The following is a 19,596-nucleotide window of genomic DNA, read 5'->3' on the forward strand; positions in this document are numbered from 1 at the left end:
CGATTCATCACTCACTGATGAGAAATTGTATCACATTCTTTGCATATGCGTGAATCGATCCAGGTTATATAACGAAATAATTATATAACGCTTTTCTCACGTCATTATATTAAAACGTTTACGAAGAGTCAATCAATTCTGGTTATTTTTTTCGTCGATTTCCGCTTGAAGTTTCTGGAATCGACGATGCATGTCTTCCTTGTTGAAAATCGCTTGTGTAAACAGTCCTACTCCGACGCAGTTGCAGGAGGTGTCTGCCGTTACCTCGCAGACAACCCGCTTCTCCGTCACCTCCACGCAAACGGCGCGAAAGGTAACCTTTTGCCCTGCCACAGCTGGTCCGACATGCTTGACCTCGATGCCAAAGCCGGAGCCTTCCTCATGCTCTTCCAAATGGGGAAGCAGGACGTAGCGCCCCGCTTTCTCCATGTAGTAAATCATGCTGACCGTCGACAACACGGGATGAATGACTTCGCCGTCAAAGACAGGGAACATTTCTTCTGTGACCGTCACAGTGAATTCCGCTGTCGTCCCTGGCTGCAGTTCCTTTTTCAAAGCAGCAACCTCCTGTCCGGTCGATCCTTACACGCGCTCGATAATCGTCGCGATCCCTTGGCCCACACCAATGCACATCGCAGCTAAGCCGTAGCGAGCATCGCGGCGCTCCATCTCATACAGCAGGGTGGTAAGAATACGCGCACCGCTTGCGCCGAGTGGGTGCCCCAGTGCAATCGCGCCGCCGTTTACGTTTACCAGCTCAGGATTCACGCCAAGCTCACGTACACTAGCGACTGCCTGAGCGGCAAAGGCTTCGTTAAATTCAAACAGATCGATCTGATCAATCGTCAGCCCGGCCTGCTTCAGCGCCTTGCGAGTAGCTGGCACAGGTCCGATTCCCATCACGGACGGATCAACCCCTGCAACGGCAGAAGCTACGATACGTGCACGCGGCTTCAAGCCAGCTTCCAGGGCAGCTTCCTGATCCATGATCAGCATCGCGCAGGCCCCGTCATTAAGTCCGCTGGAGTTACCAGCCGTTACGGTACCATCTGCCTGAAAAGCTGGTTTCAGCTTTTGCAGCTGCTCGATGGTCGTCTCTGGACGCGCATGCTCATCGCGCTCAAACACAGTGACATCGCCTTTGCGTCCACGGATTTCCACGGGAACGATCTCCGCTTCCCATTTGCCTTGCTCCAGTGCTTTCGCATAGTTTTGCTGGCTGCGCAGCGCAAACGCATCCTGATCTTCACGGCTGATTCCGTATTGCTCAGCAACCTTCTCAGCCGTTTCACCCAAGCTGATCGGCGGATACATTTCTTTCATCTTATCGTTTACCAGACGCCAGCCCAGTGTCGTATCGACCAATTGCTGATTGCCGCGTTGAAAAGCAGTGCTCGGCTTCATCATTACCAGCGGGGAGCGAGTCATGCTCTCTGTGCCTCCCGCGATGTAGACCTTGCCTGCCCCTGCTTTGATCGCAAATGCACTCTGGTTGACTGCTTCCAGTCCGGAACCGCACAGTCGGTTTACTGTGACACCCGGTACTTCCACTGGCACGCCAGCCAGCAGCAGAGACATACGCGCTACGTTGCGGTTGTCCTCTCCCGCCTGATTGGCGCAGCCGAAAATGACGTCGTCAATCGATGCAGAATCAATAGCGTTACGCTCCAATAGCTTGCTGATTACATGTGCTCCGAGATCGTCCGGGCGCACGTCTTTGAGGGCTCCCCCAATGCGGCCAATCGGTGTCCGTACAGCATCGATAATTACAGGTGTATTCATCTATGGTTCCTCCATCCTGTCCTAGGTTTTCTCCTATACAGCTCTATAGCGCTTCTACCAAAGTCGCCAGTCCTTGACCTCCGCCAATGCACAGGGAAACAACCCCGTAACGTCCTTTGCGACGGCGCAGCTCATACAGGATGGTTCCCGCCAGACGAGCGCCGCTGCAGCCTAGTGGATGTCCCAATGCAATGGCTCCCCCGTTTACGTTGGTTCGGTCAGCAGGCAGACCCAGCTCGCGCATGCAAGCCAGCGATTGGGAAGCAAAGGCTTCATTCAGCTCAAACAGATCGATTTGATCAACCGTCATATTTACTTCCGACAGCAGCTTGCGGATGGCTGCGACAGGTCCGATGCCCATAATGCGCGGATCTACACCGGCACTCACAAAGTGAACGATTCGACCCAATGGTACCAAACCGGACTCTTTCAGCTTTTCCTGGTTCATGAGCAGCAAAGCAGCCGCACCATCGTTGATTCCGGAAGAATTTCCTGCGGTGACGCTGCCATTTTTACGGAATGCCGGTTTCAGCTTGGCGAGTGACTCCACACTGGAATCACGGCGCGGGAACTCGTCCGTGTCAAAAATCGTCTCTTCCCCTTTTTTGCCACGCAGGGTCACAGGGACAATTTCCTCGCGAAACAGCCCGGCATCGATCGCCGCTATTGCACGACGCTGGCTCTCAGCGGCAAAAAGATCCTGATCCTCGCGGCTGATCCCGAATTGCTCGGCCACGTTTTCCGCAGTATCCCCCATCGTCAGTTCGCCGTAGAGAGAAATGGGTGCTGAACGCGGACCGCCAAAGGACTCGATCAGGGTCTGGCCACCGCGTTGATATGGCTGTTCAAATTTCTCCATGATGTACGGGGAGCGCGTCAGGTTCTCCACGCCGCCAGCCAGCATGACGCTGCTGTGTCCAGCCTGGATGGACTGCGCTGCGAGATTGACTGCTTCTAGTCCAGAGGCACATACCCGGTTTACGGTCAGTCCTGGTACGCTCTCCGGCAATCCTGCCTTGAGCAAGCCGACACGGGCAATGTTTATGAAGGGACCTGCCGAGATGACATTCCCCATAATTACGCCATCGACGGCTTCTCCTGACTGTCCAGCCTGGCTGAGTGCCCCGTTCAAGACATGTGCAGTCAGATCGTCGATCGGGGTATTTTTCAAGCTGCCACCCAGCTTGCCAATCGGTGTACGTACTGCTGCCGCTACAAATACGTCATTGTTTGCTGGCATTACCCTTCACCTCCACCGGCTTCTCGATAGCTGTAAAACCCGATACCGCTGCGCACACCATAGCGTTTTGCCAATACCAGCTTGCGCAGCAAAGGAGCTGTGCGATAGCGCTCCTCCGACAAATCGCGATGCAAACCACGGGAGATAGCGTAAATCTCATCCAGCCCGATGCGATCTGCCCATTCCAGCGGCCCGTACGGATAGTTCGTTCCCTTTTTCATCGCAGTGTCGATGTCTTCTGGAGTCGCAGCCTTCTCCATTACTGTGAAAGCTGCTTCATTTATAATCAGTGTCAAAATGCGTGGGAAAACCAGGCCGACCTCATCTTCTACGATCTCAACCTCTTTGCCGAGCGAGTGAAAGAACGATTGGACAACCTCAAGTACATCTGACTCTGTTTGCAGCGCAGGAGCCACTTCAAACAAAGCGCGCTCTGCCAAAGGCACCAAGGTCCCAAAGCCGCAGATGCGCTCAGGAGACTGTGTCCAGGACGCTGCTTCTGTGGCCGTAATCGCCAGCGAAGTCGTAAGGATCGGTACGGACGGCGAAAGCATGCGATCGAGCTCGCATAGCTGCTCCTGTTTCGCTGTCAGGTCCAAATTGTTTACTTCTACTGCCAGAAAAATGGATTCTGGCTCTGCTGCCCCTTCTGCAAGGGTCACAACGCGATAGCCGCTGTCTGTCATTATTTGATGCAGCTCTGCATAAAGAGGGCTGTCCCCCGTGAGCAAAACTGTCTTATTTGCTGTAGTCATAGAAGCCATCCCCCGTTTTTCTGCCCAAGCTGCCTGATTGAACCATGCGTTGCTGAATGCGGCTGGGCTTGAATCGTCCTTCGTGGAAGAAATCCGTATAGACGGACTGGGTCGTCGCAAAATTGATATCGATTCCGATCATGTCCTGCAGCTCGAACGGTCCCATTTTGAAACCGCCTGCCTGCTTCATGATCCGGTCAATTTGCTCCACATTGGCTACGTTATCCCCGAGAATGCGCAGGGCTTCATTATAATAAGGTCGCGCGACGCGATTCACGATAAATCCAGGGGTGTCCGTCACGAGTACAGGAACTTTTCCCAAATCCACGGCAAATTGATAAGCCGCCTGGACATTTTCCTCGCTGGACTTTTTCCCGCGGATCACCTCGATCAGAGGCATCACCGGCGCCGGATTGAAAAAGTGGAATCCGAGAATTCGTTCGGGATGAGTCAGTCCTCCTGCAATTTCCGTGATGGAAATGGAAGAGGTATTGGTCAAAAGCAGGGCATCGCTTCTGCATATCCGGGTAAGATCACCAAAAATGTTCTTTTTCAGATCGAGTCTCTCTGGTACGGCCTCGATCACGATATCAGCTGGCGCCAGTTTTTCTATGTCGGATACGAATTGAACACGCTCCAACGTCTCTTGTTTTTGCTGCTCGCTGATCTTTCCTTTTTCCACATCCTTGGACAAAATCGAAATGAGATAGCTCTTCGCTTTTTCCAAGACAGTCTGGTTCGCGTCCAGTAGCAACACTCCATGTTCCCGGCGGGCGCAAACGAGAGCAATCCCTGCCCCCATCGTCCCTGCCCCGATAACGCCTACTGTCTTTCTCTCCACTCTACTCAACCTCCTAGCACCTATCTGCCTGTAAAGCGCGGTGCGCGTTTTTCCATGAAGGCCGTTACCCCTTCTTTGTGATCCTCTGTGCTGCCTGCAATCCCTTGGGCATACGCTTCGTAATTGAGTGTCTCCTCCAAGCTCATATCCAGACCTTTGTTCATCGTCCGTTTGATCAGGCCGATCGCTCGGGTGGGCAGAGTTGCAAGCTTGCGAGCATACGCCAGCGCTTCCTCTTGGAACGTATCTGCAGGATATACCTGATTGACCATTCCGATCCGCAGCGCTTCTGCTGCTGAAACCTTTTCTCCTGTCATCGCCAGCTCCAGTGCTTTGCCGAGTCCAACGATACGCGGCAGGAAGTAGCAGCCTCCTGAATCCGGTACCAGTCCGATATTGACAAAGGCATTTACGAACGAAGCCTTCTCGGAAGCCAGGCGGATGTCACACGCCAGCGCTACACTCATACCCGCGCCTGCTGCCACGCCGTTGACAGCTGCGACAATCGGCTTCTCTGTTTTTTGAAATTGGAGAATCATCGGGTTGTAGCGATCGCGTAAAAATCCTCCGAAGTCGACTTCGCCGCCACCGGCTACATCGCCCAGATCCTGCCCTGCATTGAAAGCACGACCTGCGCCTGTCAGAAGGATGCAGCGCACGCTTTCATCCTTCTGCGCTTGCTTGAGCGCATCCGTGATTTCCTTGTTCATCCGCTCGGTAAAAGCATTGAATTTATCCGGTCGATTCAGAGTAACGACTGCAACGCCTTCCGATACCTCGCATAGAATCGTCTCGTACATGGCCGCCTCCTAGTTTCCCGTAAAACGGGGTTTGCGCTTTTCCAAAAACGCCTGCATGCCTTCTTGCCGATCCTCACTTGCGAGGAGCAGGTAAAAGCCGTTTCTTTCGTAATCCATGCCTTCCTGAAGCGGCAAATCAGAGGCTTTGTGCGCAGCTTTTTTGATGACCTGCACCGCGAGTGGGGGCTGCCCAGCAATCTGCTTGGCCAGCTTGAGCGCTTCCTGGTAGTAGACCTCGACAGGAACCACGCGATTGACCAGCCCGTATTGCAAGGCCTCCTTCGCCGTAATCGGATCTCCCGTGAGCAGCATCTCCATGGCTTTTCGCAGTCCAACCGCCCGAACTAGACGCTGCGTCCCACCAGCACCTGGCATGACACCAAGCTTGATTTCCGGTTGACCGATGACCGCTGTCTCCGAAGCAATCACGATGTCGCAGTTCATCATGAGCTCGCAGCCACCACCGAGCGCAAAGCCACTCACTGCACCGATAATCGGCTTGGAGATGAGCGAAATGCGGTCCCAGACGGCAAATTGGTCCCGTTTCATGATTTCAATGGCGGATGCCTCTGCCATTTCATTGATGTCTGCACCCGCTGCGAAGGCTTTTTCGTTACCCGTGAGCAAAATCGTCCGAATCTCAGAATCCTTGTCTAGGTTCGTAAGTTCTGTGACCAGCTCGTCGATCAGCTTCAAGTTCAACGCATTGAGAATTTTCGGTCGATTGAGCGTAACAATGCCAACCCCATCCTCACGAGCAACGGTGATGTATTCATAAGACACTTGGCTCATCCTCCCTTTCCTTCGCCAAACCGTTGATCAAAGGAAACTTACGCTTTGTTCCGGTTGTCTACGATGCGCATCGCTTTGCTTTCGCTTCTCACGAGAGAGTTTGGTGGCAAGAGACGCAGCACGACCGTTACACCCAGCGAACACTTGATATCATGTCCAATTGCTTTCTTCAGGGGAACAAGATCAGGGCTGTCGATACTGCCGATCTCGCTCATGTACTCAGGTGTCAATTCACAGTGAACTTCAAAACGATCAAGCGCTCCGTCACGCTCAATGACGACTTGATAATGAGGAGCCAGTTGTTTGAAAGTCAGCAGTACCGCTTCAATCTCAGTCGGGAATACATTGACACCGCGGATGATGAGCATATCATCGACGCGTCCTTTGATGCGGGACATGCGAAGCGTAGTACGACCGCATTTACATGGAGCTGGATTCAGGGAAGCAATGTCACCTGTACGATAGCGAATCACTGGGAAGGCTTCTTTTGTCAAAGAGGTAAAGACGAGCTCACCTTCTTGTCCGTATGGCAGCACTTCTCCTGTGTTTGGATCTACGATTTCCGCCAAGAAATGGTCTTCTGCGATGTGCAAGCCATCCTGTGCTTCGTGGCACTCGATCGATACGCCTGGCCCCATTACTTCGCTCAATCCGTAAATGTCTACCGCTTTAATGTCGAGTGCCTCTTCCAGCTGTTCACGCATTTCTTCGGACCATGGCTCCGCACCGAAAATGCCGTATTTGAGACTTGTCTCGCGTGGGTTCATACCTTGCTTTTTCATTTCTTCCACGATGTTGAGAACGTACGAAGGAGTAGCTGCAAGTCCACGCGGCTGGAAGTCTTCGATCAAGGTAATTTGACGAGGGGTGTTCCCTCCAGAAATCGGAACCACGGCTGCGCCCATGCGTTCGATGCCATAGTGCAGCCCCAGACCGCCAGTGAACAGGCCGTAGCCGTACGCATTATGGAAGATATCGCCTGGCTCACCGCCCGCGCTACAGATCGCACGTGCCACGATTTCTGACCAGTTTTCAATGTCATTTTTGGTGTAGCCTACAACGGTTGGCTTCCCTTTCGTTCCGGAAGAGCCATGGATACGAGAAACTTCTTTCATATCGACAGCAAACAGATTGAAAGGATAATTCTCGCGCAAATCTTTTTTCTTCATAAACGGAAGCTTCTGGATATCATCAAGGGTCTGGATGTCTTCTGGTTTTACACCAGCTTCGTCAAATGCATTTTGATGAAAAGGGACTCGTTCATAGACACGTTTTACGGTTTCTTGCAGACGTTTCAATTGCAGTTCTGCCATTTTCTCTCTTGGCAGCGTTTCCATTTCCACGTTAAAAATCATACCGCTCCCTCATTTCTCAACATTCCTGTTGTTATTTTCTGGTTGTTATTCGCCTTTAAACACCGGTTTGCGTTTTTCGCGGAACGCTTCAAGCGCTTCTACCCGGTCTTTCGTCGGAATAATCCCTTCATAACACATCGTTTCTACATCCAGACCCGTCTGCAAATCGACACTGGAGCCGCGATCAATCGCCAGCTTGGCTTGATAGACAGCGAGTGGTGCATTGGCCAGGATCTCTTGCGCCAGCCTTACACCCAGCTCGTACAGCTGTGTCGTATCATTTGCGAGACCGCTTACAAAACCAAGTTCGAGGGCATCGGCAGCCGTAATGCGGCGAGCCGTCAAAATCAGCTCCTTCGCCTTGGAAGGTCCAATCAGCCGAGACAGTCGCTGCGTTCCTCCTGCTCCCGGGATGATTCCCAAGCTTACTTCGGTCAGACCCATTTTGGCTTCAGCCACTGCATAGCGGAAATCACAGGCCAGTGCCAGCTCAAAGCCTCCACCAAAAGCAAAGCCGTTGATCAGGGCTATGGTCGGCTGCGGCAGTCTTTCCAGTGCTGTAAACACATCTCTGATTTTGCGAACGTTGCGGCGAACCTGCTGCTCTGTCAAGGTACGACGCTCTTTCAGGTCTGCACCTGCACAAAAAGCGCGACCCTCGGCTTTTACCAAAACGACGCGTACTTCTTTGGAGTCCAACCGAATCTCTTCGATGATTTCACCCAAGCGATCCAGCGTATCATAATTGAGTGCGTTCAGCTCATCAGGACGATTGAGTGTGATGACGCCGATATGCCCGTCTCGTTCGAATCGCACAGCTTCCTGATTCATATTGTCCTCCTCGCCCATTTGCAAAAAATTATGCCTGTTTAACTCGTGCGTAGGTACCCGTTGCCACTGCGACAAGCTTGCCGTCACAGGTCACGCGCGCTTCCATGATGATCAAGGTCTTGCCGCTCTTCAGCACACGGGACTCTGCTTCCAAAAGCTCTCCGCGTGCAGGGTACAAATACTGAATCTTGCTTTCTACTGTTACGCATTGCTGAACGCCATCGACGTGAGGTGCGGCACCATGCCCCATCGCAACGTCCGCCAGTGTGGAAGTAACACCGCCATGAACGACTCCATCAATACTATTGAACAGCTCTGGGCGTATTTTCAGAGCAACCTTGCAGCCCTCTTCATCTCGATGAATAACCTCGATCCCCAGATAGTCATTAAACCGATTGCGGATATGCTCTGACATTGCTGCGTCTCCTTTTTTCCTCGTATCGCGTAAAACAGGGAAAGGAGCCTTTCGCATCAGCTTCGGGCATCCTTTTGCTGGGGTTATTTTGCCTCGTGATCCTCAATCGATACGAAGTAATCGTTCTTGCGGTAAGCTAGCGCATCCAATGTCGCGATCAGCTCGCTGTCGCTTTCTACGCGAATGCGATACCACGCTGTACGGTTGTTTTTCTTTTCCTCGGTGGCCGTGGCAACGAGGCGGTTCCCTTTAAAGCCTGCTGCCAAAAAGCCGATGTTCATCGAAAGGGCCACGGACGTTTTTCCGTAGGAATTACAGGCAGCTGCAAAAACGAAGTCTGCCAGCGAGAAGATCACTGCTCCATGGGCGGTTCCATGGGCATTCAGCATATGCTCCTCCACCGTCAATTCGGCAGTCGCCGTTCCCTCTCCCAGTTCGATCAACCGAATTCCAAGGAACTGTGCATATTTATCTTGCGTTAGCTTTTCACATATCTCGTTGTATCTCTCTTGGTGAAGCTTGCTTTCATCAATCGTTTGGCGCATAGCTTACACCACTTCTGCAAAGTGCATCGTTACGACTGACCCTGCAAAGCCACGCAGGTCCTTACCAGCAGCGCGTCCTTCTGGAGATGACAACGCTTCCAACAAAGCTTCTTTGGATTCAAAGTACATGTTTGCGATCAGATGCAGGTCGCTTTCGCCCATTGGTGTGCCGTAAATTTTGTTTACTTCCATCTTGATCAGGCCTGGCATTTTTTCTGCCAGCGGGGCATGAACTTCATAATAATGCTTGTCAAATGCCTCGACATCCTCCGGTTTACGATAAACAGCCACCAATTTTACCATCATGATCCCTGCTTTCCTATTAGAAATTGTCTAAACATGTGACGTGTAATTAATATAACGTTATTTTAACGCACGTTATAGTTTTTATTATATAAATACTTCAGAATCGGCGCAAGCATTTTCCTATTGCCAAATTACATCGTTCGACAAATGGAAAAAGCTTCTCTCCACACTGTATGGGGAAAAGCTTCTGTTCATTATGAAAACGTTTATTTATTTGTTCGAACTGTAGTGGAGGAGCGGAAAAAGGAGAAAACACTACAGTAGTAGGGCCACCTGCTCAGGGGTCATCCCTGGACGGCTCCTTTCCAAAAGAGGAACCCGCGTCCAAAGTGGTCATCTCATGGAAGCTTCTCAGAAGTGGACGCTAAGTGCGGGTTCCCCTTTTTCCACTCCTCCTCGGCTGTGTCCCTAATACCTCCGTTTTTTTCTCCTTTTTCCTCGGCCAGTTTTGGCTCATTCATCCTAAATTAGAACGACCTTCGAATCATGAACGATGGGGTCAATAAGTATTTTCTCCTTTGACTAACTGTAGAAACAAGCAGCTAGAAACCACAAAAGCTCGCTGGAGAAGCAGGTTTCCAGGCGGAGCGACTGCGGAACCCAGCTTAGCGGAGCAATGAATTCACGGGAGCAAGAAGCGGTACCTCTGTGTTCGCTACGAAGCGGCTACGACTTTACCGCTTTCCCGTGAATCGTTGCGGAGCGGACAGTCTAGACTCCTTCGCAGGGTGCAGCCTGGAGCGCAGATCGGAAACCTGCTTCTCCCCACCACAGTTATGTTATTCGACAGAAGAAAAAAAGAGAGCAGACACGAATGTCCACTCTCTTTTTCCTTTTAAATCCAAACCCAGAACACGAATACGATGATCGCCAGCAGGATAACGAACAGTCCTGCGAAGATGCTGATCCGTGCAAACTCATGACCTTTTTGGTCCATGTGCATCCAGACGAAGAGCTGGAAAAGGGCTTGAACAAAAGCCAGAACCACAATGAATGGTACGGTAAACCCTACCGGAATTACTTCGAAGGCAACGGCGATAAACGCAAGTGCCGTCAATACTAGAGAACCGATGAATGCAACGAGATGTCGTTTTGGACTATCGTGCTTCACTTTAGGCTTACGCACTTCTTCTGTATGTGCTCCCATTGTTTATCCCACCTTTCCACCGATCATACCCATGAGATATACCACGGTAAAGATGAACACCCATACTACGTCAATAAAGTGCCAGTACAGGGAGGCCAGGTAGAACTTTGGAGCGGTTACTACCGTCAGACCTTTTTTCGTTGCCGATACTTGCAGAAGGATGATCCAGAGAATACCGAAAGCTACGTGGCCTCCGTGGAATCCTACGAGTGTATAGAACGCGGAGCCAAACGCACTCGTCGAGATCTTATGTCCTTCGTGCACGTAATGCATGAACTCATAAATCTCCAAGCCCAAGAATCCGAGACCGAGAATAACGGTAATGGTCAGCCAAACTTGAATCTGCTTCAGATTTTTCTTGTGCAGAGCAAGCGTCGCCATTACAGCTGTCATGGAACTCGTCAACAGAAGCAGTGTCGCTGCTGCAACCAGTGGCATGTCGAACAGCTCTTGCGAAGTCGGACCGCCATTTGCCTGATCGCGCAGGGCAATGAATGTAGCAAACAAGGAACCGAAGAGAACAGTCTCCCCACCAAGGAAGAGCCAGAAGCCAAGAAGTTTATTCTTGCCCTCAAGGGTGGCTTTTTCCGGTTCGTCAGGCAAAACTGCATTTGCGTGATGTGTAGCCATTTAAGCCTTAACCCCCTTATCCTCGATTTCGTCCTCATGAATATGATAACCAGGATCGTCTTTTACCGAGCGTGTAAACATGCAGGCGAATGTCACCAGCAAGCCGATTACCACTACCACGTAGTTGTGGTACATGAAACCATATCCCGCGATGAACAGACCAACAGACATCAAGAACGGCAAGAACGACGGTGATGGCATATGAATATCGCCAAGCGGTTCTGCAGGTGTCATACCTTTGTTGCCCGCCACTTTTTCGATCCAGAAAGCATCCAGACCACGAACCAGTGGAGTTTGAGCGAAGTTGTACTCCGGTGGAGGCGAAGGAATCGACCATTCCAGTGTACGTCCATCCCATGGATCTGCAGGTGCGCGTTTGGAGCTTGCTGCCGTCACGAAGATGTTCACGAGGAATAGGATTGTACCAATCGTCATACCGAAGGCACCAATGGTACTGATCATGTTACCCATATCGAGGTTTTGATCTTTAAGGTAAGTGAAGACACGACGCGGCATCCCCATCAGACCCAAGAAGTGCTGCGGGAAGAATGTCAAATGGAAACCGATGAAGAACGTCCAGAAGTTCCATTTCCCCAAAGTTTCATTGAGCATTTTTCCGAACATTTTTGGCCACCAGTAGTGCAGACCCGAGAAGAGCCCGAACACGAGACCCCCTACGATAACGTAGTGGAAGTGAGCAACTACGAAGTAGCTGTCATGGTATTGGTAGTCAGCTGGCGGAATAGCAAGCATAACCCCTGTCATACCACCAATTGTAAAGGTTGGAATGAAGCCTACTGCCCACAGATTTGCTGATGTGAAACGAATTTGACCGCCCCACATCGTCAACAGCCAGTTAAAGATTTTAATCCCTGTCGGTACGGCAATCAACATGGTTGCCAGACCAAACAATGTGTTCGCGATTGCACCCAGACCTGTTGTGAACATGTGGTGAGCCCACACCATGAAGCCGAGGAAGCCGATCAGCGCCGTTGCAAATACCATGGAGCTGTAACCGAACAGGCGTTTTCTTGCAAAGGTAGAAATAACTTCAGAGATCACACCAAATGCAGGAAGAATCAAAATGTATACTTCGGGGTGACCGAAGATCCAGAAGAGATGTTCCCAAATGACAACGTTACCACCCGCATCCGGATTGAAGAAGTTACCTCCGAACAAGCGGTCAAACATCAACAGAACCAGACCCACGGTAATCGCAGGGAATGCGAACAGGATCAGACCGGATGTAACGAAAGCAGACCAGGTAAACATCGGCATACGCATGAACGTCATACCTGGAGCACGCATGTTGATAATGGTAACCAGGAAGTTGATACCACCAATCAGTGTACCGATACCGGCGATCTGCAGACCCAATACGTAGAAGTCTACTCCGTGGCCACTATATTGGTTCAAAGCCAAAGTTGTATAAGATGTCCAACCAGCGTCAGGTGCGCCACCCAAGAACCAGCTTGTATTCAGCAGCACTCCCCCGAAGAAGAAGAGCCAGAAGCCAAGAGAGTTCACGAACGGGAACGCAACGTCGCGGGCACCGATTTGAAGAGGAACAACTGCATTCATCAGAGCAAAGATGATCGGCATTGCTGCGAGGAAGATCATCGTGGTACCGTGCATGGTGATCAATTCGTTAAACGTCTTGGCACCTACCACAGAAGACTCCGGATACATCAGCTGCAAGCGAATCAGCAGGGCTTCAAAACCGCCAGCCAGGAAGAAAATCCCACCAGCAATCAGATACAGGATCGCGATTTTCTTATGGTCCACTGTCGTGAGCCAATCCCACAGCCCTGAGCGATTTGGTGCGTGAGAATCATGTGCAGACACAGGTTTACCTCCTTTTAAGCGTCACTGCCTATGACGGGTAATATCTTGTATGAATCTTACTTCACGCTAAGTGTTTGCAGATAATCGACGAGCGCCTTCGTTTGCGCATCATCCAGGTTCAAGTTAGGCATGTTGTTGCCTGGCTTGACCTTTTGAGGATCTTTCAGCCACTCTGCTACGTTTTCAGGCGTGTGAGCAAGAATCCCTGCTACGCGTTCACGATCTGCAAAGTTCGTCAGGTTTGGACCCATTTTGCCGCCTTTACCGGCAACAGCATGGCATCCCAAACAGCTCTTGTTGAAGATTTCTTGACCTTGAGCAGCACTTGCAGCAGTAGCAGCAACTGGTTCAGCGGCTTGAACGCCCTTCATGCCATTTGCCCAGCTGTCAAACGCAGCTTGATCCATTACTTCTACCTTGAAGTCCATCAAGGCATGGGACGCTCCACAGAGCTCCGCGCATTTTCCGTAGAAAGTGCCTGTTTTGTCAGCTTGCAGCCAGATTTTGTTTTCTTGGCCCGGGTTGGTATCGATTTTACCGCCCAATGCCGGAATCCAGAATGCGTGCATAACATCTGCTGACGTTACATGGAATTGAACTTTTTTGCCGACTGGCAGAACCAAATCCTGCGCAGTTGCTACACCAAGGTCTGGATACTCAAATTCCCACCAGAATTGGTGTGCTGTCACTTTCACTTGAAGCGCTTCTTCTTTTGAATACTCCTTGTGAAGCTCGAAACCAGTTGTAACGGTCGGGATTGCCATTACAATCAGAAGCAGGAATGGAATTACTGTCCAAAGAATTTCAAGTGCATGATTGCCTTCCACCTGTTTCGGAATTCCTTGCTGTCCCGGACGCTTACGGTATCGAATAAGGACGTACGTAAAGATCAGCATAACGACAATAAAAACGCCGATCATGATAGCGGAGGACAGCTTCATCAAGTCAAACTGCATCGCTGCAACCGGACCGGAAGGCTTGAGCGTGGAGAGCTCATCTTTGCCACAACCGGTTAATGCCAGCGCCAGCAGACCAAATAGCGAAAGCTGACGCCAAAACTGTTGCCAACCCTTCATACCCATGAACCCCTCTTTCTTCGTGTTGGTAACGTTCTAGCCACGCTTGCAACTAGAAGTTTATCGCACTCTTTCACTTGTGAGGATGGCCTCAACTACTTTCCCCAAATATGATACCCATTTACGAAAAGTATTAGCAACCATTCCAGAAACAAACAAATAGAGTTAGGGATAGCAGACCTCTACCCGCGCGTGGTAACCATTTAAGTATACATAAATTTTCCTTAATCTAAAGGCAGTTTGTTATCATTTTGTTAACAAATTTATGAACAAATTTGTGAACTTTCGTGTTAATACAGACCTAAATTGGTAGGAAAAAGGAGAAAAATATGCAAAATAGGCCTGTGGCACTGGTTACAGGTGCCTCTAGCGGGTTTGGCATGCACGCTTCCTGTGCATTAGTCAAGGCTGGCTACCAAGTAATTGCTTCCATTCGAGACATCGGAAACCGAGGAGCACTTGACAAAATGGCAAAAGTACATATAGCAACGGAACATATGGAAGTCATGCCTCTGGATGTTACAGATTCAGAGCAGATCGCAGCAACTATTTCTTCCATCGTTAGCCGCTACGGGAGAATCGATTTACTCCTCAATAATGCTGGATATGCCTGCGGCGGCTTCGTTGAGGAACTCTCTCTTCAAGAGTGGCGCAAGCAATTTGACGTCAACGTGTTCGGTCTCATCGATGTCACACATGCTGTCCTCCCACACATGCGTCAGCACAAAAGCGGCCGCATCATCAACCTCAGCAGTATCAGTGGGCGCTTCGGCTTTCCAGGGCTTGCTCCCTACGCTGCCTCGAAGCACGCTGTGGAAGGCTTCAGCGAATCCCTGCGCCTTGAGATGCTGCCTTTTGGTGTGAACGTCGTTCTGATCGAGCCTGGATCATACCGGACTTCCATCTGGGAAAAGGGGATTCAATCGAGCACGAAGGAGCCTCATTCCTCGGCCTCTCCCTATCTCGAGCAAATGCAAAAGCTGCGTGCTGCCGTCTCCCATATCATGGAGAACGCTCCCGAGCCAGATGAGGTCGTAAAAACGATCGTACATGCCGCCACCACGCAAAAGCCAAGACTGCGCTACCCGGTAGGAAAGGGTGTCGGACTCACCATCGCTGCAAAGAATCTCTTACCTTGGAGATGGATAGAGGCCATCGTCTCCAAACGAATGAGGTGAGCCCCTCCCTGCTTTAGAACAAGCTCGTTTTCTTCGGCTGGGGTAAGCTCGACACGTAGCTATGTAGTACCATCCCGAAGATGACCAGCAGCATCCCTACATTGGACCACAGCCCTGGCAGCGGCGCGCTCAGGAGCATCATTTCAAGCATGACGGCAAAGACGACTTCTCCCGCTTGCGTAGCCTCGACGACAGCCAGCTGCTGGGCGTTTCCCTTTGCCAGATCCGTCGCTTGGAAAAAGAGCACTGTCGCCACGATCCCGGAGGAAAGAGCTACGAGCAAGGATTGCAGTGTTTGTCCACTGCTGGGCGCCCCTTCCGTCACAAAGCCAATAATCGCGAGCAGCACCCAAAACGGAAGACTGGCAAGCGTCATTCCCAGCACCCTCTGGTAGGCGTCGATCCGCCCTTTTGTCATCGCCATCATCTTTCGGTTTCCCAAAGGGTAAGCAAAGGCAGCAACCACAATCGGACCTATCCCGAGCAGCACTTCCTTCATTCCGACGGATGCTGCCACGTGCAATTGCATCAGACCAACCCCTGCCAAGATCAGCAGGGACATGAGCAGCCCCTTGTAGGGGATTTTCTGCCCAAACAGCGGAACGAGCAAGGAACCCGCGATGATCGTCACCTGCCATGTCCCGGCAATCAGCCAGCCTGGACTATAAATCGCCGCGAAACATAGCGGTGCATAGAACAAACCGAATCCGACAAAGCTCCACACCCCCCATTGCCAGGGGTTTGCTTTCATTTCCTCCCAAAGTGGCTGCAGCCCTCGCCGCATGCCGACAATTACCAAAAGAAACGGCACCATAAACAAGTAGCGCAGGGACGCACTGTAAAGCCAGCTGCCGCCGGATAGCTCCATCGCTCTGTTCAATACAAAGGTCGTCGCGAAAAAAAGCGATCCAACCACTCCCAATAGAATCGCCCTCATGATTTCCCCCTCACCCATCAATCAGGTTTACTCTCTTCTTTCAGTAGAATAGCTCGGGCTACCCCTGCTGTCAAAGCCAACCAAAAACGCGCACCTCAAAAGAGAGTGCGCGTCATCAATGTAAGGCTATTCGTATTCGGATATTCTCCCTGTCTGAATAAGCCAGCCATGCTGCAAATACTCCGCAACTCCATAAAAGATCGCCACGAAGCCTGCTCCCATCGGCGTGATCTGAATCGCAGCGGGCAAGATAAACGCGCTGACGTACGTAATCACAAAGCCTGCAATCATATCAAGCGCTGTCGTCAACCATAATGTTCCTGGCCGCAGGATGATTCTCTCCAGCCAATAACCCGCGAGTGCCAATACAAAGCCTACGCCAATTGAGTAATAAAGAGATAAATAATTCACTTCCGGAAACAGCGCATCCGCCAATACTACCAACACCGGACTTACGAGCAGCTTGATCAATAAACCGTCCACGCTCATCTGCCTCCCTCATTTGGTTTCTACAGTATTCCCACTTCTGTCCATTCTACTGCACGATTTTTTTGCGGAACCCTGCTATGATCAGCAAAAATAGGGGAAAGAGAATCCCGAAGAAGGGTGCGTACGTCCCCCAGACCGGAATCAGCTCATATAAAGTGGAGGTAGTCGGGATGAGAACAAGCGCAAACACAATATTGCACATCGAAAGTGGCAGCAGGAGAAATCGATACTCCCGCAGACCAAACACATGTGCCAGCCCAATCGCAGACACATAGAAGAGAAAGGTCAGCCGAAATACGATCGTGATCATCCAAATGATAGCGAGCATCACTTCGATTCGCTCCAAAAACTGCCCCACGCTTATTTTTTTCGCCAGACCGTAGCTGGGGAATGTCAGTCTCGCTGTTTGATCGTAGCCTAGCACAAGGAGACAAAGCGCTGTCGTGATGATTAATGCAAGTCCGCCAACCACCATTCCGGTGATGAGAGATTTTCCGTTATTCTCTGGTCGGTTGACCATTGGATAGATCATCAGGACAGTCACCCCTTCCATGAAGGGAAATCCAGCAAATGGCAGAGCAGCCCGGATGACTGGCCCCACTCCGTTTTCCAGGACAGGCAGGATATTTTCCAGCTTGGCATTCGGCACGACAAACAAAACGAGAATGCCAAATAACAGGAGCACCCACGGAAAAAAGATCTCACTTGAGCGCGCCATCGTCTCCAAGCCAAGTCTCGCCCCTGCCACGACGACGATCATGACAACGACATAGATCGCTTCGATCGGCGTTTCCGGCATCATCTGCGTCGTAAGGAAGTCCCCGATATTATTCAGGGTCAGACTGGCTATCAAATAAGGAAACGCCAGGATGAAGAGAAGCATGACGCCTTTCCCCAGCCATTTTCCCAGCAGCAGCTCCGTGTAAGCCATCAGGGTCAGCCCTGGAAAGCGCCGTCCCAGCGCATGTATCAGTGCTATACTCAGCAGGCCAATGACCATCGCAAGAATCGCTGCTATCCATGCGTCCCGTTTGGCGACAGTTGCTAACGGCCCTGGCATGATCAAAACAGCACTCCCGAGAATGTAGAGTACAGTCATAATGGTCAATTGTCGCGAGCTGATTTTGCCTTCTTCCAACATGCGCATCCGTTTCCTTCCTGTGAAGGCTCGACCGTCGAGCTGACTTAGGTCTATAGCAGCTGTTCAACCATTTTGTACAAAGGAGAGAACAGCTTGAGCAGCCAATCGATCGGGTTTGGCATATCGATCTGCAAGCATTTGGCTATGCTCAACACAGCAGCCAGCAGAAGCAGAATCAAAAACGCCCGAACTTCCCGCCTGTAACCTTTTTTGAGCAACGACGGTATTTCCAGCCATGCAATCAAAGCTACGACGGAAAGAATACCTGATATTGCCCACATAGACCCGGCCCCTTTATTCCTTGTTCATTTCCTGCAAGAACGAATTGCTGACCGTACCCAAACGGCGTATTTTCACTTCAACCTTGCAATCTACCGGAAGCTTGGCAAATTGAGCGTCCCAATCCTTTTTCCAGGCCTTCCAAGCGGTAGCATTTGCCCGGTGGACAGCTTCTCCAAATCCAAAGATGTCTACCTTGTACTGCTTTTGCACTTTAGACACGGTTTGATTCATCAAGTCTTGGACTCTCTTGGAGGCAATCTTTTCAATCTCTGCGATGCTGTTGGTCTTGGTCAGATCGAGATGACATGCCATCTCTCCCACGTTTGCCTCGATACGTGGTTTTCCTTTCTCCACAAAGCCTTTCACTTTGGTATCTGATCGAATCACTTCGATCACCATTTTTCCGCCACCGGGGCATGCCAGATCGCCGACCGTGCTTTTGATGTTGTTCAGAATAAAGTTGTAGCCAATGCTGTCATTCTGGTTCAGCCAGCCAATCAATTTGTCTTCCTTGAACACTGCCAGCCCTGTGTATTGCAGGGTTGCGGCGTTGTCTATTTTTTCCAGATTGGCATTAGTTTGTCCGATCTGAGCATTGCCGTTGATTCGAAGACCAGTCAGAACAGGCTGTTTGCCCTCGCTAACCAGATCAGCGATCAGTTGGTCCAGCGTAACAGTCGTACTCGGTGCCCAAGCTTTCGCCGATGCAGCCAAGGAATGGAACAGATTGTTGGCAGGGATTTTCTCAATCGGCGTCAAGATTTTCAGCGCCTCCTCAGCCGTATGCCCTTCTTTGGCAACGACGATGTAAAAATCCGTTCGCATTTCCTGATCGCGCGATACGAAATCAAGAACCTCTCCGAGTCCATCCTTCGCCACTGCTTCGCCAATGACCAAAATGCGCAGGTGCGAATTGTATATTTTCCGAGGCGATACCGTCGTCATCTTCCGCAGAGCCTCAAAGATCGTGGGCGCAGACATATGATACATCGTGACTGGCGTACGGCCACTTGTACCGCCCTTGTTTGCCGCCACTTCACCTGGATCGACCACCTGCACAGAAAACCGATATTGCTCCCCATCTTTGTCTACGCCAAAGCCGACAGCAATCGCAAGCTCGTTCAGTTCACGCCGATTCCAGCAGCCAGTCAGAACGATAGTCATCAGTAGCATGATGATAATCAGTCGCCGTTTCTTCATCTGCACTCC

General features: G+C 50.9%; 22 protein-coding genes. 1 reads left to right on the forward strand and 21 read right to left on the reverse strand.

Going from position 1 to position 19,596, the window contains the following annotated elements; translation table 11 throughout:
- Nucleotides 1–132: 132 nt before the first annotated feature.
- The 16 genes from ACLIN2_RS25985 to coxB form a co-directional block, all read right to left on the reverse strand.
- On the reverse strand, nucleotides 133–555 hold the full coding sequence (locus tag ACLIN2_RS25985; RefSeq protein ID WP_122961128.1) for a thioesterase family protein: 423 nt from the start codon (nucleotides 553–555) through the stop codon (nucleotides 133–135).
- A gap of 27 nt (nucleotides 556–582) precedes the next feature.
- Nucleotides 583–1,782 (reverse strand): thiolase family protein, encoded by a 1,200-nt coding sequence (locus tag ACLIN2_RS25990; protein WP_411502554.1) that lies wholly within the window; start codon nucleotides 1,780–1,782, stop codon nucleotides 583–585.
- Between the two features lie 43 nt (nucleotides 1,783–1,825).
- Nucleotides 1,826–3,022, reverse strand: coding sequence for a thiolase family protein (locus ACLIN2_RS25995; RefSeq protein ID WP_122961130.1), 1,197 nt, complete (start codon nucleotides 3,020–3,022; stop codon nucleotides 1,826–1,828).
- Entirely contained in the window at nucleotides 3,022–3,777 is a 756-nt protein-coding gene (locus ACLIN2_RS26000) for a 3-hydroxyacyl-CoA dehydrogenase family protein (RefSeq protein ID WP_411502555.1), read from the reverse strand. Before ACLIN2_RS26000 ends, ACLIN2_RS25995 begins: the two co-directional genes overlap by 1 nt.
- Nucleotides 3,761–4,618, reverse strand: a complete 858-nt coding sequence (locus ACLIN2_RS26005; RefSeq protein WP_310229923.1) for a 3-hydroxyacyl-CoA dehydrogenase NAD-binding domain-containing protein — start codon at nucleotides 4,616–4,618, stop codon at nucleotides 3,761–3,763. Before ACLIN2_RS26005 ends, ACLIN2_RS26000 begins: the two co-directional genes overlap by 17 nt.
- Nucleotides 4,619–4,638: 20 nt before the next feature.
- Nucleotides 4,639–5,418, reverse strand: a complete 780-nt coding sequence (locus tag ACLIN2_RS26010) for an enoyl-CoA hydratase-related protein (RefSeq protein WP_092273697.1) — start codon at nucleotides 5,416–5,418, stop codon at nucleotides 4,639–4,641.
- A 9-nt stretch (nucleotides 5,419–5,427) separates the two neighbouring features.
- Nucleotides 5,428–6,201 carry an enoyl-CoA hydratase-related protein gene (locus ACLIN2_RS26015; RefSeq protein ID WP_092273700.1) on the reverse strand — a complete coding sequence of 258 codons (774 nt, stop codon included), beginning with the start codon at nucleotides 6,199–6,201 and terminating at the stop codon, nucleotides 5,428–5,430.
- 47 nt (nucleotides 6,202–6,248) lie between these two features.
- Nucleotides 6,249–7,565, reverse strand: a complete 1,317-nt coding sequence (gene paaK / locus ACLIN2_RS26020) for a phenylacetate--CoA ligase PaaK (RefSeq protein WP_411502556.1) — start codon at nucleotides 7,563–7,565, stop codon at nucleotides 6,249–6,251.
- Nucleotides 7,566–7,610: 45 nt separating this feature from the next.
- Nucleotides 7,611–8,396 carry an enoyl-CoA hydratase-related protein gene (locus tag ACLIN2_RS26025; protein ID WP_411502557.1) on the reverse strand — a complete coding sequence of 262 codons (786 nt, stop codon included), beginning with the start codon at nucleotides 8,394–8,396 and terminating at the stop codon, nucleotides 7,611–7,613.
- 28 nt (nucleotides 8,397–8,424) lie between these two features.
- Nucleotides 8,425–8,811: a PaaI family thioesterase gene (locus tag ACLIN2_RS26030; protein ID WP_092273709.1), complete on the reverse strand. Its 387-nt coding sequence runs from the start codon at nucleotides 8,809–8,811 to the stop codon at nucleotides 8,425–8,427.
- 83 nt (nucleotides 8,812–8,894) lie between these two features.
- Nucleotides 8,895–9,356, reverse strand: a complete 462-nt coding sequence (paaI, locus tag ACLIN2_RS26035; protein WP_092273712.1) for a hydroxyphenylacetyl-CoA thioesterase PaaI — start codon at nucleotides 9,354–9,356, stop codon at nucleotides 8,895–8,897.
- 3 nt (nucleotides 9,357–9,359) lie between these two features.
- Nucleotides 9,360–9,659 (reverse strand): EthD family reductase, encoded by a 300-nt coding sequence (locus tag ACLIN2_RS26040; protein ID WP_092273916.1) that lies wholly within the window; start codon nucleotides 9,657–9,659, stop codon nucleotides 9,360–9,362.
- An 838-nt stretch (nucleotides 9,660–10,497) separates the two neighbouring features.
- Nucleotides 10,498–10,809 (reverse strand): cytochrome C oxidase subunit IV family protein, encoded by a 312-nt coding sequence (locus ACLIN2_RS26045; RefSeq protein WP_092273715.1) that lies wholly within the window; start codon nucleotides 10,807–10,809, stop codon nucleotides 10,498–10,500.
- A 3-nt stretch (nucleotides 10,810–10,812) separates the two neighbouring features.
- Nucleotides 10,813–11,439: a cytochrome (ubi)quinol oxidase subunit III gene (locus tag ACLIN2_RS26050; RefSeq protein WP_310229917.1), complete on the reverse strand. Its 627-nt coding sequence runs from the start codon at nucleotides 11,437–11,439 to the stop codon at nucleotides 10,813–10,815.
- Nucleotides 11,440–13,284, reverse strand: coding sequence for a cytochrome c oxidase subunit I (gene ctaD, locus ACLIN2_RS26055; RefSeq protein WP_400584968.1), 1,845 nt, complete (start codon nucleotides 13,282–13,284; stop codon nucleotides 11,440–11,442).
- A gap of 56 nt (nucleotides 13,285–13,340) precedes the next feature.
- A complete protein-coding gene (gene coxB, locus ACLIN2_RS26060; protein WP_092273919.1) occupies nucleotides 13,341–14,360 on the reverse strand; it encodes a cytochrome c oxidase subunit II in 1,020 nt (339 codons plus the stop codon).
- A gap of 329 nt (nucleotides 14,361–14,689) precedes the next feature.
- On the opposite strand from coxB, the gene ACLIN2_RS26065 reads away from it, so the two are divergent.
- Nucleotides 14,690–15,538, forward strand: a complete 849-nt coding sequence (locus tag ACLIN2_RS26065) for an oxidoreductase (protein WP_411502558.1) — start codon at nucleotides 14,690–14,692, stop codon at nucleotides 15,536–15,538.
- 13 nt (nucleotides 15,539–15,551) lie between these two features.
- Here the strand turns inward: ACLIN2_RS26065 and ACLIN2_RS26070 are convergent, their stop codons facing one another.
- From ACLIN2_RS26070 to ACLIN2_RS26090, 5 genes are all read right to left on the reverse strand, one after another.
- Nucleotides 15,552–16,475, reverse strand: a complete 924-nt coding sequence (locus tag ACLIN2_RS26070; protein WP_411502559.1) for a DMT family transporter — start codon at nucleotides 16,473–16,475, stop codon at nucleotides 15,552–15,554.
- A gap of 126 nt (nucleotides 16,476–16,601) precedes the next feature.
- Complete coding sequence (locus ACLIN2_RS26075; protein WP_411502560.1) at nucleotides 16,602–16,958, reverse strand: hypothetical protein; 357 nt, start codon at nucleotides 16,956–16,958, stop codon at nucleotides 16,602–16,604.
- 52 nt (nucleotides 16,959–17,010) lie between these two features.
- On the reverse strand, nucleotides 17,011–18,111 hold the full coding sequence (locus tag ACLIN2_RS26080; protein ID WP_411502561.1) for a GerAB/ArcD/ProY family transporter: 1,101 nt from the start codon (nucleotides 18,109–18,111) through the stop codon (nucleotides 17,011–17,013).
- 44 nt (nucleotides 18,112–18,155) lie between these two features.
- Complete coding sequence (locus tag ACLIN2_RS26085; RefSeq protein WP_092273734.1) at nucleotides 18,156–18,386, reverse strand: hypothetical protein; 231 nt, start codon at nucleotides 18,384–18,386, stop codon at nucleotides 18,156–18,158.
- 13 nt (nucleotides 18,387–18,399) lie between these two features.
- Entirely contained in the window at nucleotides 18,400–19,587 is a 1,188-nt protein-coding gene (locus tag ACLIN2_RS26090) for a Ger(x)C family spore germination protein (protein ID WP_411502562.1), read from the reverse strand.
- Nucleotides 19,588–19,596 lie beyond the last annotated feature (9 nt).

Origin of the sequence: Brevibacillus centrosporus (genome assembly GCF_046622605.1) — a bacterium.
GTDB lineage: Bacteria > Bacillota > Bacilli > Brevibacillales > Brevibacillaceae > Brevibacillus > Brevibacillus centrosporus.

Coding starts and splice junctions, on each gene's coding strand:
- ACLIN2_RS26045 (WP_092273715.1), bottom strand. CDS start 10,809: ATGGGAGCACATACAGAAGAAGTGCGTAAGCCTAAAGTGAAGCACGAT.
- ACLIN2_RS25990 (WP_411502554.1), bottom strand. CDS start 1,782: ATGAATACACCTGTAATTATCGATGCTGTACGGACACCGATTGGCCGC.
- ACLIN2_RS26090 (WP_411502562.1), bottom strand. CDS start 19,587: ATGAAGAAACGGCGACTGATTATCATCATGCTACTGATGACTATCGTT.
- paaK (WP_411502556.1), bottom strand. CDS start 7,565: ATGATTTTTAACGTGGAAATGGAAACGCTGCCAAGAGAGAAAATGGCA.
- coxB (WP_092273919.1), bottom strand. CDS start 14,360: ATGAAGGGTTGGCAACAGTTTTGGCGTCAGCTTTCGCTATTTGGTCTG.
- ACLIN2_RS26070 (WP_411502559.1), bottom strand. CDS start 16,475: ATGAGGGCGATTCTATTGGGAGTGGTTGGATCGCTTTTTTTCGCGACG.
- ACLIN2_RS26010 (WP_092273697.1), bottom strand. CDS start 5,418: ATGTACGAGACGATTCTATGCGAGGTATCGGAAGGCGTTGCAGTCGTT.
- ACLIN2_RS26080 (WP_411502561.1), bottom strand. CDS start 18,111: ATGCGCATGTTGGAAGAAGGCAAAATCAGCTCGCGACAATTGACCATT.
- paaI (WP_092273712.1), bottom strand. CDS start 9,356: ATGCGCCAAACGATTGATGAAAGCAAGCTTCACCAAGAGAGATACAAC.
- ACLIN2_RS25995 (WP_122961130.1), bottom strand. CDS start 3,022: ATGCCAGCAAACAATGACGTATTTGTAGCGGCAGCAGTACGTACACCG.
- ACLIN2_RS26000 (WP_411502555.1), bottom strand. CDS start 3,777: ATGACTACAGCAAATAAGACAGTTTTGCTCACGGGGGACAGCCCTCTT.
- ACLIN2_RS26030 (WP_092273709.1), bottom strand. CDS start 8,811: ATGTCAGAGCATATCCGCAATCGGTTTAATGACTATCTGGGGATCGAG.
- ACLIN2_RS26025 (WP_411502557.1), bottom strand. CDS start 8,396: ATGAATCAGGAAGCTGTGCGATTCGAACGAGACGGGCATATCGGCGTC.
- ACLIN2_RS26065 (WP_411502558.1), top strand. CDS start 14,690: ATGCAAAATAGGCCTGTGGCACTGGTTACAGGTGCCTCTAGCGGGTTT.
- ACLIN2_RS26085 (WP_092273734.1), bottom strand. CDS start 18,386: ATGTGGGCAATATCAGGTATTCTTTCCGTCGTAGCTTTGATTGCATGG.
- ACLIN2_RS26040 (WP_092273916.1), bottom strand. CDS start 9,659: ATGGTAAAATTGGTGGCTGTTTATCGTAAACCGGAGGATGTCGAGGCA.
- ACLIN2_RS26050 (WP_310229917.1), bottom strand. CDS start 11,439: ATGGCTACACATCACGCAAATGCAGTTTTGCCTGACGAACCGGAAAAA.